Genomic DNA, 15,582 nt, shown 5'->3' on the forward strand with positions numbered 1-15,582 from the left:
TAAGGGAAGGAAGCAGGAATTTGAGAGTGAAATTTCAAAGGAGGCTTTAGCAATGAGTGAAACAGATGAAAAAGTTTGTTTATGTAAGTATGTGTCAAAGGAAACAGTTCAAAAAGCCATTGATAAAGGTGCAGACACTGTAGACAAAATCGGACATGCAACAGGTGCAGGAAGAGGTGCGTGTAAGGGCACAAGATGTAAACAGAAGTTGTTTGAAATGATTAAAAAGAAATAAGATTAAGCAAAGGGCTTTGAGTATATTTTACTCAAGGCCTTTTTTTCTAAATAGATTAGAAAGTTTAAGTATAAGAAGAGGCTGTCTGAAAGAAAGTATAGCAACACAGGCTATATATATGTTGAAAATGCACAATTGTATAAAAGTGACTATAGAAAAAATATATAAAATTAACGAATATTTATATTAGAGGGAAAAATTTTGTCGAAAGGTGTTAAAAAATACAATGAAAAAAGATATAATGGGTGCGTAAATGTTTTTCAAAAGAATAGAGAAGTAATCTATAAAGTTGAAATTTATATTTACAGGAAAATAGAATATGTTGGAGGAAGAATATGAAAAGACATCAGAAAACTATAGTAAGTTGGTTTGTGATATTTACTATGATTTTCGTTAACTGTTTTAGTAATATCTTTGCAGTAACTGCCGATGGCGAGGGTATATGTAAGAATGCTATGAACAGTTTAACAACAGAGAGTAGCTTACAAGTAAATGGGGACAGCTTGCAAGCAAATCCATATGAGCCAAATTCATTTGAATTTAGTGGCAATGTATATTTAATAGGTGATTCAACGGTATGTGAATATCCAGAGTCAACTGTAACAACATTAGATAGACAAGGCTGGGGTATGCGCCTTGGTGATTATTTTAATGACAAGGTAACCATTCATAACCTTGCCCTTTCAGGAAGAAGTTCAAGAAGCTTCGTGACAGAAGCATACTATACAAAGCTCTTAAATGAATTAAGTGAAGGTGACTATCTATTTATCCAGTTTGGTCATAATGATCAAAAAAATGATGGAAGAGAAACAAAACCAGGCTTAGATTTAACAACATTAGATGAAGAAGGAAAAAATGAAGCAGGCGAGTATAGCTATGAATGGTTTATGATACATAAATATATTGAGCCAGCACTTGAAAAAGGTGCAGTACCAGTGCTTATCTCACCAATTACAAGACGTTCATCAAGTGGTAAGGCAAGTTACAAAGATCATGTGCCATATAAGGAAGCATTAGAAAGTTTAGCAGAAGCATATCAAGTACCATATATTGACTTAATGAGTCAAACAGTAGACCTTTATTTAGAAGTTTTTGCTGAAGGAGGGGCAGAGGCAACAGCTGCTTTACATGCACTCAAAGAAAGCAATGGCGAAATGATTATAGATAACACACATTTAAGTACAAAAGGTGCAACATTAGTAAGTGGCCTTGTAGCAGCGTCTGTTAAAGCACTTGATTTACAACTTGCTGAGTATATTCAGTCAGAAGAAGTAGCGGATACAAAATAAGAGATTATACAATCGCATAATTAACGAAAAGAAAGTGTTATCGTCAAGTTATAACTAATTTGGCGGTAGCACTTTTAATATATTCAAATAAATTAACTAAATAATTAGAAGATTTTTATAAAATATCAATGGGTGTCGATAGAATTTTGTGTAATAGTTTGAAAATTATATTTATTATATGGTGAAATTGTTATATACTTAATAAAAGAACTATTTATATAGATTTTACACGGTAAGGCATTCAGCAAATTGAAAATGATGGGTGTGGAATCTGTAGTACAACAAGTAACTATATAAGATGTATAAATAGGGGGGACTTATGAAACACAAAATTCTTAAAATCATAGCCGTAATCCTTGTACTATGTATAAGCATATCTGCGCTACCTAATATTACTGCTGAGCAGAGCTTAGAAGAACAGGTTAAGGCAAATATTCAAAATGAATTGACAACAGGTGAAGCAGTAGCGCTTAACCCGAATACGGAGCTTGCCTATGTATACTGGAATCCAAATGAAGAAGAAAGTACCACAACAGATGGGTACACAACCATTGCAGCAGGGAATGATGAAAATGATGGAACGTCTGTAAGTAATCCGGTTTTGACGTTAGAAAAAGCTATAGCACTAGCAGGTGAGTGTGCGACGATTTATTGTATGAATCCCTATATTATTAGTGGGGAGGATTTAGTGGTAGATGGAAAGGGAAAGACACTAGATATTGTTAGGGAAAAGGCTCATGCAGGAAATATTTTCTTAGTAGGCGGTGATGGGACCTTAACATTAAGAAATATTACATTGGCAGGGGGTGGCAGTGATACACCTATTATTACAGTAACAGAGGGCGGACAAGTAAACATTGATGAAGCGGTCCAATTCAGAGATGAGACAACTTATGCCATGTTAGAAGTAGGTGCAAAGCCAATTAATTTTACAGCTATGCTACCAGAAGAACGTGTTTATTTTGTTGCATTAGAAAAAGTAGAGGAAGGTACCCCAATTGCACAAACCAGTTATTCAGCATTAGAAATTCAGAGCTGCATTAAGCTTAAAAATATTTTGGAGACAGAAAATGGCAGTTTTGAAACTTACATAGAAGACGGTATAATGACGCTAAGAAAAAAGACGGTCATTGATACGGTCTATTTAGCATCTAATGGGGATGATACATATGCAGGTATAAGCCCTGAGACCGCAGTAAGAAGCTTTAAAAGAGCACAAGAACTTAAAGCTCAAATGGCGGGAGTGACATCTATTACTGTATGTGACACCTTGCTTATAGAGGAGTCGGAGACTTGGTCTGATGAAACTATTAAGAGAAGTACTGGCTTTACAGGTCCGCTACTTGATATTAAAGGAAGTATGAGACTTGAAAATATTAATATTGTAGACGCATCAACGCAGCAGAGTATTTTAAACGAAGGAAAGCTCAGTATAAATGATACCAGCTGCATTGGAGGTGGCATAAAAAGTCAAGGTGAAATGTTAGTTGGCGGGAAGGCTCAGTTAAAAGGAACTGTATCACTTATAAATGAGGCTTATCCCTTAATATTAACTTCAGAACCTACAAAGTCCATTAAACTAAATGTTATGAATTTTGACATAGGAGATATTGTTGTAAAAGGTGATATGCTGAGCGAAGAGGCGTTAGCACTTTTTGAGGTAACGAGTAACAATATTCTTTACACCCTTTATTATAATGAAGCATCTAGAAGCTATATATTGGGAGATAGTGGTGTAGTTTTTGTAAATGGTGCAGATGGGGATAATGGAAATACCGGTCTTACTAGTGCTAAGGCTGTTAGAAATTTAGAGACCGCTCTTCAAATATGCTATGCCAATGACTTAAATACCATTTGTATCATTGGAAGTGGCGCAAAAATAGAAAGTAATTGCAACATTCCTGAGAAAATGATTATAAAACGAGATGCGAACTATAAAGGAGAACTTTTTACAATTGATGGGAATTATAATGTGACAGTAGCACAAGATGTCTTACTAGAAGGTGGCATTATTATAAATGCTGGGAGTTTATTGCTAGAAGGTGGCACAATTACAAATACTTTAGGGGCAGGAATTGATTTAAAACAAGGCAGTGTCAACATGTATGGTGGGACAATTACTAAGTGTAAAAATCAAGCTATTAAAGTAAGCGCAACAGGTGAATTTAATGTATATGGTGGAACAATAGCAGACAATGGGTCTGAAACTAGTGAAGATGTTTATTTACAAGGGAAGATGAAAATCTTAGGCACAAGCAGTATTACAGATATCATTTATATAGGAAATAAGAATTATCCATTAGAATTAGGACAGACATCTTTTGAATGGCCAGAGAAACCCTATCAAATAAGTTGTGGGTCAGGATTTGCCAATGATAGCAGCCGCCCAGTTGTAAAGGGCAATGAAGTGATGAAGGCTACCTTGGCAAATTTTAAGGGCGGTGCAACACTTGTCGCAAATCTCTCTTTAGTAGATAATCAAAGTCCTAATAATATTAATATTATTAGGGACGAGGACGTAGAGGCGATTTATTTAAATGGCGATAAGGCGGATAGCAAATTAGGTGTAGGTGTAGGAGACGATGCAAACGACGGCTTAAGCATTGCGACACCAGTCAAAACAATTACTAAGGCAAAAGAATTAGTTGAGCAGTATAAGAAGGAAGAAGACTTAGCGTTAGATATTATTGTATGTGGTCAGATTACAGTAGAGAGCCAAGATGAGGAATGGGAGCTACCAGAATATACAAGATTGCTAAGGTATTATGCCTATTCAGGTGCAATGATAAAGGTAAATGGCACAACTTTAACCCTCAAAAATATTACCATTGATGGCAATAAAGAAGAAAATAGTATCAATTCACAGGCAGCTGTAATGTTAACGGCTCAAGGTACATTAAACATGCAAGAGGGGGCCTGTATTAAGAATAATAAGAATACTAATGGATTAGGTGGTGGTATTAATTTAAATAATGCTACTTTAAATATGACAGGTAATGCTTGCATTACAGGAAATATTGCCAAACAAGGTGGTGGTGTTTATGGCACAAAATCCACAGTAAATATGTCTGATACTGCCCAAATAAGTATAAATGAAGTAAGCGAGCACGGGGGCGGTATTTATCAGAATGAGAGTGAGCTCTTGATGGCGGAAGAAAGTAGCGTGAGGGAGAATACAGCTGCTAAGATGGCAGGTGGCATTCGCCAGGTTAATAAAAGTCAGGCAGAGCTTACAGGCAGTGCCAGTGTCTCTTATAACATTGCCGAAAGTGATGTTGGAGGCGGGATACATCAATATGGAGCAGATAATAAAGTGATTCTGCGCGACCAGACAAGTATTAGCTATAATGAAGCTAGAGAGCAAAATGCAGGTGGTATTTGTGTGGCTAGTGGAAGTTATTTAGAAATGTATGACGAAAGTAGCATTTCTTATAATGTAGCTAAACGTAGCCAAAACGTAAGTTATGGTGGCGGTATTTATTCATCAGGTGATATTATGATGACAGATAAAGCCAGTGTACATGATAACAGTACAGGCTATGGCGGCGGTATATGGCTTAATTCAAGTAGTACGTCTAAGTTACAAGGTGAGGTGGAGATTTATAATAACGTGGCAACTAAGACCGCTGGTGGCATTGGCCAAAGTAATAATACCAAGTTAGCCTTAGGGGAAAGTGTTGTAATAAGGGACAATCAAGCCGAACGTGGTGGTGGGCTTTATTTATCGCCAGATAAAGACGGCCTATTTGCAATCTGTAATATATATGGAAATGTAGTCATTAAAAACAACTGCGCAGCCGCAGCAGGTGGTGGCATATGGCAAGCAGGTGGGCAGCTTTTATTATATGATAATGTTAGTATTTCTGGGAATATAACACAAAGCTCTGGTGGTGGCATTGCAACGCAAAATGGTAAGCTTATAATAAATAATCAAGTGTCCATTAGCGGAAATGAAGCTACTAGCAGTGGTGGAGGTATTTATTTTCAAAGTAGTGAAATGGAAATGTTAGGTGGACAGATTAATGGAAATAAGGTAGAGAAAGGCTATGGTGGGGGCATTTATGTGTATCCTAGTACAGTGACATATCCTCTTCTTATCGAAGGCAACATTAGTGGGAATACGGATAAGTTAGGGAGTCAAGTTACTGTAGGTGCAGGAAGTAGCCTTGGCATTGGTAAGGGGGCACTTATAGTACAGGGAAGCATTTACCTAGATCAAGATGCAACAATTAAGATTGTCCGTTCAATTATTTATCCTAAGGCCCTTTATGAGGTGCAATGCGCCAATGAAGAAGGCGAACGCATTGTAGTCCAACCAGATGGCAGTGTCCTTGATGCAGCACAATATTTAAGTAATTTTAGTTTGATAACAGATAAATGCATGGTACTGAGTAAAAAGGACCAAAACATAGTCATTGACCAAGTCTATTTCATAGATGGTGAAAAGGGGCGTGATACAAACACTGGAACCACGCCAAAGGATGCTTTTGCAACAATGGAAAAAGTACTTTCAATTATAGGAAATAGCAGTGCCACTATTTATGTGAGTGGCCCTATAAATATTAAAAAAGATACAAAATGGGATTTCCCAGAAAAGGTACAGATTTATAGATATACAGGACAATCTATTTTGGGTAATACTTATGACAATTTTTATGGGGATTTAATTAAAGTTGAAAACAACAGTACATTAACCATAATAAATGGCCATTTGTATGGTAAGCGCTCTGAAGCAGAAGAGATTAATCCGAGTGGTAGTATTTTAAATATTGCAGAAGGTACAGTAAGGCTTTTGGAAAATACAATCTTGGCAAACAATGAAACGGAAAATGGTGTAATTACTCAAAATGGGCAACTGCAACTAGATGGGAATGTTCAAATTGAAGGGACCATCAAGTTAGGAGAAGAAAAATATATTCAAGTTCAAAACGGGGCGCAAATTAAAGAAGGCATTATTTTAGATGTAACGGCACCCGAAACAAAGCCGGTACTAGTTAAATATGAAGATGCGCGTAAGGTGAATGTAGATGACTTTATGTTATCTGAAGCGCTTAATGCGCAGTGGATTTTAATGAAAGAAGAGGAAACGATTACGGTTGTCGAAAAGGGAAAGGTTTATCTAGACCCTAAAGAGGGCAAGGCGGACAATTCAGGACTTACTGTAAGCTATCCAGTTCAAACATTAGAGGCAGCTATGCAAGTTGCCCAAAAGACAGGGGCAACCTCTATTTGTATATTAAATCCTGTAACAATTTCAGAAGATATAAGCTTAGAGGCTTATCATTATGTTCAGCAAGGAGATTGGCATGAGCCACTCTTTACAATCTCAGGGAATGCATCCTCACAAGGGACGCTAAGATTAAAGGCTGGATGCAAGTTACAAAGCGCAGATAAAAGCGTAGCCGTATGTGTAACAGCAGGTGATTTAATCATTGAAGATGCAGATGTGCAGATAGAAGGTGCCATTAATCTTAAAAAAGATAAATACATTACAAGAACAAATTTAAATAAAGAGGTACTGCTTAATTATCAAATTCAAATGGAAAATCCTAAGTTAGGTGACATTGTTGTGAAATATACATGTACAGAAAATGCAGATAACGAGGCAGTAGAAAGCTATCTATTAGAAGATGAAGTAGTAAGTCATTTTAGATTGGAGATGAAGGAGCAGACCCTTAGGCTCTCTAATTTAGAAGCTGTTTATGTAGACACTAAGGAGGGCAGCGATGAACCTAGCAGGAATGCAGGAACTAGGGAAAAACCATTAAAATCTCTAGAGCAGGCGTATAAGTATTTACAAGAAGCAGGTGGCAAGATTTATGTTATGCAGCCCATAGAGATAGCATCTTCTGTTAGACTCACAGACACAAGTTATAGTGAAGGAGAAGACATCTCAACGCTGATTAAAAATAATGGTCAGGTGGAAATCATAGGGCTTTGCACGGATTACTTATTTAAGGTCACAGAAAGAGGCGCGTTGACACTAGAGACAATAACTATAGAATCAAACTTAGAAGAAGCGCTGCAAGGGCAGCTTGTAAACATTGCCTCAGGTGGGGAATTTATTACGCACAAGGGCACAGTACTCAAATATAATTTAAATGCAGCAGGAATACCTGCCATTAAAAATGCAGGCACCATGACATGTTATGGTGGAACACTTATAAATGTAAATGAGAAAAATGAGGGGATGCAAGTTGCTATTTCTCAAGAAGGGATACTTAACTTAGCACCAACAGATGAAAAGGTGGACTTAGGAAATGATAAGATTAAACTTGCAAAGAATCATTTCATTCAAATGCAAAAACCATGGCAAGGTACGATGATATCACTAGATGTTGAAGCAGCTGCAATAGGAGATAAGGTCATTACCTTCACAGATGCGGCTATGCCTAAAGGTGAGAGTGCTTGGGATCAGGTAAAATGCTTTAGCTTATCAGATGATAATAAAACATTAGTACAAGATGGGCAAAATACGCATGTACTTATAATTGCTGAGGCCTTAAGTGTAGTAGAGGCGCCTAAAGATTATTTGGGACAAATCGGTGAGCAAGTAGAATTTGTCGTGAAATGCAATGCCAGTATTCATGTTGAGAAAACGAAGATAAGTATAAGCGATAACAAGGATACAAAAGTTGAGAACTTTAGCCTGAATACAGAAGAAAATAGTATAGTTATTCCAGTAACTATTAGTGAGGAGACAATAGGGACTTACACTGTAACGATGCAATATATGTCAGGAATTGAAGTAAGCAGTTTTGTCCTTTCTGCATATGAGGTGGCATATGGCACTGAAGAAAATAAATTAATAGCAAGAGCCAGTCTCACTGAAACGCCACATGAAGAGACTGCAAAACTTAAGATATATAGTGGATATAATACGGTAAGTATGTTAACTGTATCGCATAAGTCTTTAAAAGCTGTGACTGAGGGCTTTGAACCAGAATTAGTAGCAGATATTAAGGCGGCATTAGAGGAGCAGGACTGCTTTGCAGTAGCAGTGCCTATTGAGACGTACGTAGATGGAACTGGGGTTCTAGAGATTAAACTAAGTAATAGTAACTTGTTAAGTGATAAGATGCAAGGTGAGATTATTTTAGAAGGGCTCACATTAAGACAATCAGATACCAATAGCAGTCAATCAGATATTAAAATACCTTTTGAAACAAAGGCTGTAACAGGTGCTGTCATAAGGATTGAGAAAAATAATGTATTAGAAGAGGAAGTTTCTTTAAAAGCTGAACAAGGCGGTCAAGTCTATAAGCTTACAGCAGATGAGCATTTAAGGATTAGTTATATTGAAGATATACCAGCTGGAAAGTATAGCATATGGCGAGGTGAAATGCCAACGGGTAAAGTAATAGAGGTTAAAGAAGGGCAGTTAAGTAAGCTGACACTAAGATACTATACATTAATACTGATGCATAATGATGGCACAGGAGCATCCACTGAAAAAGAAGTATTAAATGGCACGTATTATGGCGATGTTTTAGAGGCACTAAGCCGAGAAGGATTCTATTTTGAGGGTTATTATACAAAGGCTGAAGGCGGTGAGAAGTACGAGAGCGAGCAGATCGTTAATTTAGAAGAACCAGAGAGACTGTATGCACGTTGGACAAAGAAAAACTATGCTTTGGAAGTTTCTGAGGAAAGTCAAGATTCACCTTTAGTATATGGATATGCTGAAAAGATGCCTATGAGGTTTATCATCAGAAATACTGGGAATGTACTGATTACCCAGCTTCAAGTAAGTCTAGACGTAGGAACAAATTTTGAATTAGAGCATCTAGAAAAGCAGCAGCTAGCACCTGGTGAGTTAGCAGAAGTTATAGTAAGGCCTAAGCTGGGATTAGCAGCAGGAATATATTCTGCTCAACTTGAGATTACAAGCAAAGAAACTCAAGCAGAATGTAGGGTGATACAGGAAATCCAAAAGGCAGTGCCAGAGGTGATATTAACGGCGCCTAGTGATGAAATGACTTATGTATATCAGGGTGAAAAGCTTCCTAATTTAAAAGGAACAGCTGTATATAAAGGAAATGAAGTGGCAGGAACCCTTACTTGGGAGAAGCCAGAAGCTATTATTGAGCAGTCAGGTGAGTATATATGGAAATTTATACCTGAGGTGTATCAAAACTATGAAACTGTAAGCGGCAAAGTGCTAATTCAGGTTAAAGGAAATAAACCATCAGATGGTGGTAATAGCTCAGGCAGTAGTAGTTCAGGGGGAAATATAGAAAAAGAAGAAATAATAAGAAGAGAAGAAAATTATAGCGCGCCAATTAATGAAGGCGAAGTACCTTATTATATACAAGATGGGGAAAGGGTTGTCATAGGATTTAGCATGGCACTTGATAATACATTAAAATATATGGCACCACCTAATCAGGAAGTTTATACAATGAATAACCCCAAATATTTTAAGGATATAGAGGGGCATTGGGCAAAGTCAGCTATAGACTTTATTACAGCAAGAGAAGTGTTTGTAGGTGTTACAAATGAAATATTCAAACCTAATGGCGATATGACAAGAGGTATGATTGTAACTGTGTTAGGCAGATTATATGAAAGATCTTATGAACCTATAACTTTAAGCAGTTTAAGAAGCTTTGATGATGTAAGTGAAACAGCATACTATGCGAAGTATATTGCTTGGGCAAAGGAAAATGATTTAATAGAAGGAAGAACGTCTAAGATATTTGATCCAAATGCATCTATTACGAGAGAAGAATTTGCTAAAATGCTGTATAAGTTCTCTAGAAAGTTAGGAGAAGACATAAGAGCAAATGAGGACGCATTAGGCATAATGGAAGATCAAGATGATATTTCAGATTGGGCAGTAGAATCAGTGGCTTATTGCATAGAAGCATCACTGATGAAGGGCAGTGGCAATCAGTTGAGACCTAGAGATTTCGTCACACGTGCGGAATGCGCACAAGTGCTTGAACGTTATATTAAAATGATAGTAAGTCATAACTGTTAGGCACAAGTTTCGTGATGAAAACAGAAGTATAAATTTTACTTTAAGAGAGAAAATGATATTGATATAGTGTAAAATAAGCGTGTAAAAATGATTTCACATGACTAAAAATCATGGATAACTAAACTTTATAAATGTGAAATCTATATAAGCAAGAAGACTTAATATTTGAGCTAGAAGAGTAGGAGATTGGTATGGAAATCGAAAGAAGGTTTATTGTGACACAGTTCCCAGATGATGAGGTGTTAAAAAAGACATATATGGAACAAGGGTACTTATGTACAGCAGATATTGAAGCAAGGATTAGAAAAACAGTTAACGAATATAAGAAGACTTATAAGATTTGCTTTAAATCAGATGGGACACTTTCTAGAAAAGAAGTAGAATTTGAAATAGAAAAAGAGCATTATGAAGAGTTAGTAGATTTACTAGATGGCGAAATCATCAAAAAAGAGTTTAGAGTATATGCTTTAGGCAATAATCGACTAGAAGTAAGCTACGTAGATGGTGGCACATCGCATGCTTTTTATTATGCAGAAGTAGAATTTGATAGTGAAGAAGAAGCGATGCGTTTTAATCCAGAAGAAGTCCCATATTTAGTGAAAGAAGTAACTTATGACAAAGAATATAATATGAAGAATTACTGGAAACGTACAAGAGGTAAATAAATGAATTAAAACAAGCCATGAGACTGAAAAAACAGTCCATGGCTTGTTTTAATTCATGGTGATTATTTGTTACAGTACTGCATAAGAAGCGCTGCAATTTGAGCGCGTGTTGCTGGTGCTGTACTAGTAGCTTGTACATTTTGAACTTGTGTAAGGTCGCCGCCTTTACCAAAACGCTCTAACATCGTAATAGCATCTTTGACAGTGATAGGTTGACCTACGCCAAAGGCTGTTGCACTGACACCTTTTGTAATACCAGAGGCATTAGCCCATGCTACTGCATTGTAATAGTAAGCTGATTTGTTAGTGACATCTGTAAATGAAGTTGTAGCAGCTTGAGTAGGAGATTCAGCTAAACGATAAAGAATTGTTGCAAACATTTCACGAGTAACTGTTGCATCAGGAGAGAAAGTTGTCTCAGATGTCCCACCCATTAAACCTTGTGATTTACAGAAAGCCACTGCAGGAGCATACCAGCTATCATTTTTTACATCTGTGAAAGAAGTAGAAGGAACTGTGCTAGAAGGATTACTAGCTGTTTCGTTAGTAGATGTATTTAAAGTAGCTGAAACGTTGGTGAAAGCTTTGCTTGTACTACTGAGCGTAAAGTTATTGCTTGCAGTTTCACCAGAAGCTTGGATGCTTTGAAGGCCACCGAAGCCGCCACCGCCATTACCATTTCCAGTGCCTTCAGGGCGTGCAGGACGTTCACCTTTGTTATTCTTATCATCAGTAGGAGGCGTCATATTCTCCATGCCTTCAGGAGGTGTCATATTCTCCATACCTTCAGGAAGTGTAGGGCGTTCGCCATTATTCCAATCAGTATTTGAGTTTGGTTTATTGCCACCGAAATCACCGTGCATCATACCGCCATTTGCTGTGGCAGAAGTGCCGCCGTGATAGAGTGTAGTACCTTTAAGGTAAGAGGTAATTTGGCTGTAATAGCCATTTTGCTCAGTACCTGAGATTGTACCGCCTTTGTAGACGTGATAAGTGCCCTCAGTAAGTTGAGGCGTACTAAATACAATATAGCTATAGTTATTTGGGAAATCATAAGCAAAAATAGGTGTATCATTGGCATCCGTAACAGTAATTAATTCATCTGTCTTTTCACTAAACTGGAGTACCATGAAAAGCTGATCGGAACTGTTTTCTAATGGGTCATACATATTTCCTGCACCAATAACTGTTCCGCCATTGATTGTTGTTCCCATATCTGAATCAATGCCACCATCCATACTTTTTGGATTGGCTAAAGAAGTGATAGTTCCCCCATTAATAACAATCCAACCATTTGAGTCAATCCCATCACCTTCATTGCCATTACCAGCATAGATGTTAAGAGAGCCACCATTAATTGTTAGGACGCTAATACCATCTTCATTAACGTTGATGCCGTCATCACAAGATTGAATATTAATATTTCCACCATTAATTGTAAGGTGAAGCTCTGTATCTAAACCTTCATTATCAGCAGTAATATTGAGGACACCATTATTTTTAGTTTCACCATCGATTTCCATACTCATGCGAGAATAGAAAGCGGCATCATATTTATGTAATTTCTTCTGCTCAGTATTATCTTTATAAATACGTGCCACATGTGAACCACTGATATTGTTGACAGAGTCATCGGCAATAATAACGCGTGCACCAGCATCTGAAGTATCCACTTGATTACTTGCAGTTTCTGTAGTAGCTGTACTATCACATTCATAGACCTTATAGAAGAAGATAGCAGGTGCCACGGTACAATTGATATCTACATTATCTAAGATTAAAGTAACTTTATCAGCTTCCTCTTTGCCAACATTTACGAAGATTTGCCCATAAGAAAGTTCTCCTGAAATACGATATGTACCTGGCTGAGTAATATTAACGACTGTATGTTTAGCAGCTTCCTCGCTACTGTGTTTATCGCTGCTAGTACCTTCACCATATGGATTGCCACTCTCATAAGTATCCTTATCTTCATAGTAGATAATATCGTGACTTGTATAAACGCTATCGCTACTATCCGTAGAAGCTGTTTCACCATTGACTAAGACAGCGTTATCCGAAAGAGAAATTGTGATTTCTTCAGATGAAATTTGTGTACTAGAAGTAGTAGTAGTTGCTGCAAAAACAGGTGCAGCAGAAGATACCACCATAGTTGCGGTTAATAAACCATATAAGAATTTTTTGATATTCATTATTTAAACCTCCTGTTATTTAAGGTAAATTTTATGAGATTAAAATTACACTTTAAATTGTTAAATTTTAGTACTTATGATAGTGAGTATAGTGTGTCAAATTGATAATAGATTGATGGTAATGTGATGAGTGTGTGAAAATGAGAAGTATTATTAAATAAAAACACAATTAGATTAAAAAAACTATAATCTTTTAAAGAAGTTTAGTATAATTAATTATAAGAAGATTAAAAGTTAGTAAATAAGTATGAGGAGAAGAGGCTTGAAATTAATTATTGCATTTTCAACAACTACATATGCTTTGAAGATGGAGCATTTATGTAAAGAAAAAGAAATTCCTGGGAGACTTATACCCACACCACGCGAGATTTCGGCAGGGTGTGGTTTTGTGTGGTGCACGGAAATCGTGTATAAACAATGTATATTAGAGGTATTAGACCAGGCACATATAACGCCTGATGGCATTTATGAGATGCAGTTATAGTGAAGAGAGGTAAGTATGGAAGAGAAGATGTCGCAAGAAATTATATTTTGTAAAGGTGGGGGCTGTACAGCCAAATTAGGACCAGGGCTATTAGGTGAGGTATTAGCTAAGCTGCCTAAGTTTGAAGATCCTAACTTATTAGTAGGATTTGATGGGCTAGATGATGCAGCAGTGTATCAATTAACTGATGAAATTGCTATGGTTCAAACTTTAGATTTCTTTCCACCTATGGTAGAAGATCCTTATATATTTGGACAGATTGCAGCAGCCAATGCCTTAAGTGATGTTTATGCTATGGGTGGTGAGGTCAAAACAGCACTTAATATTGTGTGTTACGAAGAGCATATGGATTTAAACATTTTAGGTAAGATTTTACAAGGTGGCAGTGAAAAGGTAAAAGAAGCTGGCGGTGTATTATCAGGTGGCCATTCTATAGTGGATGAAAGTGTGAAATATGGTCTTTCTGTAACAGGAATTATTCATCCAAAGAAAATTTACAAGAATAAGGGGAGCCAGATAGGTGATGCGCTTATTTTAACTAAGCCCTTAGGTGTGGGCATTGTAGCTACAGCTCACCGCGTAGGTGAGGATAAAATGAATGCTATGGCAGAAGCTATAAAGTCAATGACTACCCTTAATAAATATGCAGCAGAAGTGATTAAAAATTACGAGGTACATGCTTGTACAGATGTGACCGGTTTTGGCTTTTTGGGGCATTTACATGAAATGATGCAAGAAGATTATAGTTGTGAGATTGAAAGTAAGAGACTTCCAATTATTAAGCATGCCTTAGAGTATGCTGAAGAGTTTCTTATTACAGCAGCAGGGCAGAGAAACCGCAAACATTTGCAAGAATATGTCCATTTTGAAGGTATTTCATTTGGTATGGAGGAAGTATTATTTGACCCACAGACTTCAGGCGGCTTATTAATTAGTTTAAATAAAGAAGAGGCACAAAAGGCCTGCATGGCACTTAAGCAAAAAGGCATAGATGCCCAAATAGTAGGTGAGATTACGCCAAGAAAGCAATATGAAATCATCGTTAAATAAGTAAAAGACATAAAGGAGAAAGTAAATGATAAAGCATATAGAAGCAAGAGGTAAACAATGTCCTATGCCACTTATTTTAGCTAAGAAGGCATTGGCACAGTTAAGCGCAGGAGATACATTAGAAGTTAGTGTGGATAATGAAATTGCAATGGAAAACTTAGTGAAACTGGCGGTACAGAAGCAATTATCTTATACCAGTGAAGGCATAAGTGAAAAGCATTATATTGTAAGAATGGAAGTGCAAGAAGTACAAGAAAGCGAAGCTTACGATGAAAGAGATGATATGGCATTTGAAATGTGTGAAATGCCAAGTGCGACACCTACAAGTGATACAGTGGTAGTCTTAAGTTCAGATCAAATGGGTGAAGGTGAGGCGCAACTAGGCAAACTATTGCTGAAAGGTTTTATTTATTCATTAACAAGTTTAGAAAAGTTGCCAACGAAAATTATTATGTATAATAATGGTGCCAAGTTAGCCATAGCATCTTCAGAAGTCATAGGTGATTTACAGCTTTTAGAAGAAAAAGGCGTATGCATTATGACATGTGGAACGTGCCTTGATTATTATGGGATTAAAGATGAATTAGCAGTAGGCACAGTGACTAATATGTATGATATTGTGGAAACACTAGCCGCTGCAGATAAAATTATTAAACCATAATAAATGCTAGGAAACAGCTAATC

General features: G+C 36.9%; 8 protein-coding genes. 7 read left to right on the plus strand and 1 reads right to left on the minus strand.

Annotated elements, in window-relative coordinates; translation table 11 throughout:
* Positions 1 to 52 precede the first annotated feature (52 nt).
* From AC1VAQ_RS06830 to AC1VAQ_RS06845, 4 genes are all read left to right on the plus strand, one after another.
* Complete coding sequence (locus tag AC1VAQ_RS06830) at positions 53 to 235, plus strand: (2Fe-2S)-binding protein (RefSeq protein WP_302595439.1); 183 nt, start codon at positions 53 to 55, stop codon at positions 233 to 235.
* 335 nt (positions 236 to 570) lie between these two features.
* The gene (locus AC1VAQ_RS06835; RefSeq protein ID WP_479903683.1) at positions 571 to 1,524 is read left to right on the plus strand and encodes a rhamnogalacturonan acetylesterase; all 954 of its coding nucleotides are present in this window, start codon (positions 571 to 573) and stop codon (positions 1,522 to 1,524) included.
* 319 nt (positions 1,525 to 1,843) lie between these two features.
* Positions 1,844 to 10,507: an S-layer homology domain-containing protein gene (locus AC1VAQ_RS06840; protein ID WP_479903684.1), complete on the plus strand. Its 8,664-nt coding sequence runs from the start codon at positions 1,844 to 1,846 to the stop codon at positions 10,505 to 10,507.
* 191 nt (positions 10,508 to 10,698) lie between these two features.
* Positions 10,699 to 11,172 carry a CYTH domain-containing protein gene (locus AC1VAQ_RS06845; protein WP_302595443.1) on the plus strand — a complete coding sequence of 158 codons (474 nt, stop codon included), beginning with the start codon at positions 10,699 to 10,701 and terminating at the stop codon, positions 11,170 to 11,172.
* A gap of 62 nt (positions 11,173 to 11,234) precedes the next feature.
* Here the strand turns inward: AC1VAQ_RS06845 and AC1VAQ_RS06850 are convergent, their stop codons facing one another.
* Positions 11,235 to 13,364: a carbohydrate-binding domain-containing protein gene (locus tag AC1VAQ_RS06850; protein WP_479903685.1), complete on the minus strand. Its 2,130-nt coding sequence runs from the start codon at positions 13,362 to 13,364 to the stop codon at positions 11,235 to 11,237.
* A gap of 262 nt (positions 13,365 to 13,626) precedes the next feature.
* On the opposite strand from AC1VAQ_RS06850, the gene AC1VAQ_RS06855 reads away from it, so the two are divergent.
* Genes AC1VAQ_RS06855 through yedF form a run of 3 tightly spaced genes read left to right on the plus strand, consistent with a single transcriptional unit; the run spans position 13,627 to position 15,559 of the window.
* Positions 13,627 to 13,848, plus strand: coding sequence for a putative Se/S carrier protein (locus tag AC1VAQ_RS06855; RefSeq protein WP_302595446.1), 222 nt, complete (start codon positions 13,627 to 13,629; stop codon positions 13,846 to 13,848).
* 27 nt (positions 13,849 to 13,875) lie between these two features.
* Positions 13,876 to 14,898, plus strand: a complete 1,023-nt coding sequence (selD, locus tag AC1VAQ_RS06860) for a selenide, water dikinase SelD (protein ID WP_330697478.1) — start codon at positions 13,876 to 13,878, stop codon at positions 14,896 to 14,898.
* Positions 14,899 to 14,923: 25 nt separating this feature from the next.
* The gene (yedF, locus tag AC1VAQ_RS06865) at positions 14,924 to 15,559 is read left to right on the plus strand and encodes a sulfurtransferase-like selenium metabolism protein YedF (RefSeq protein WP_302595449.1); all 636 of its coding nucleotides are present in this window, start codon (positions 14,924 to 14,926) and stop codon (positions 15,557 to 15,559) included.
* Positions 15,560 to 15,582: the final 23 nt, after the last annotated feature.

Source organism: Cellulosilyticum sp. (genome assembly GCF_982396655.1).

What these genes read in the sequence shown, in the direction of transcription:
- AC1VAQ_RS06840 (WP_479903684.1), top strand. Translation starts at nt 1,844, where the DNA reads ATGAAACACAAAATTCTTAAAATCATAGCCGTAATCCTTGTACTATGT.
- selD (WP_330697478.1), top strand. Translation starts at nt 13,876, where the DNA reads ATGTCGCAAGAAATTATATTTTGTAAAGGTGGGGGCTGTACAGCCAAA.
- AC1VAQ_RS06830 (WP_302595439.1), top strand. Translation starts at nt 53, where the DNA reads ATGAGTGAAACAGATGAAAAAGTTTGTTTATGTAAGTATGTGTCAAAG.
- AC1VAQ_RS06835 (WP_479903683.1), top strand. Translation starts at nt 571, where the DNA reads ATGAAAAGACATCAGAAAACTATAGTAAGTTGGTTTGTGATATTTACT.
- AC1VAQ_RS06845 (WP_302595443.1), top strand. Translation starts at nt 10,699, where the DNA reads ATGGAAATCGAAAGAAGGTTTATTGTGACACAGTTCCCAGATGATGAG.
- yedF (WP_302595449.1), top strand. Translation starts at nt 14,924, where the DNA reads ATGATAAAGCATATAGAAGCAAGAGGTAAACAATGTCCTATGCCACTT.
- AC1VAQ_RS06850 (WP_479903685.1), bottom strand. Translation starts at nt 13,364, where the DNA reads ATGAATATCAAAAAATTCTTATATGGTTTATTAACCGCAACTATGGTG.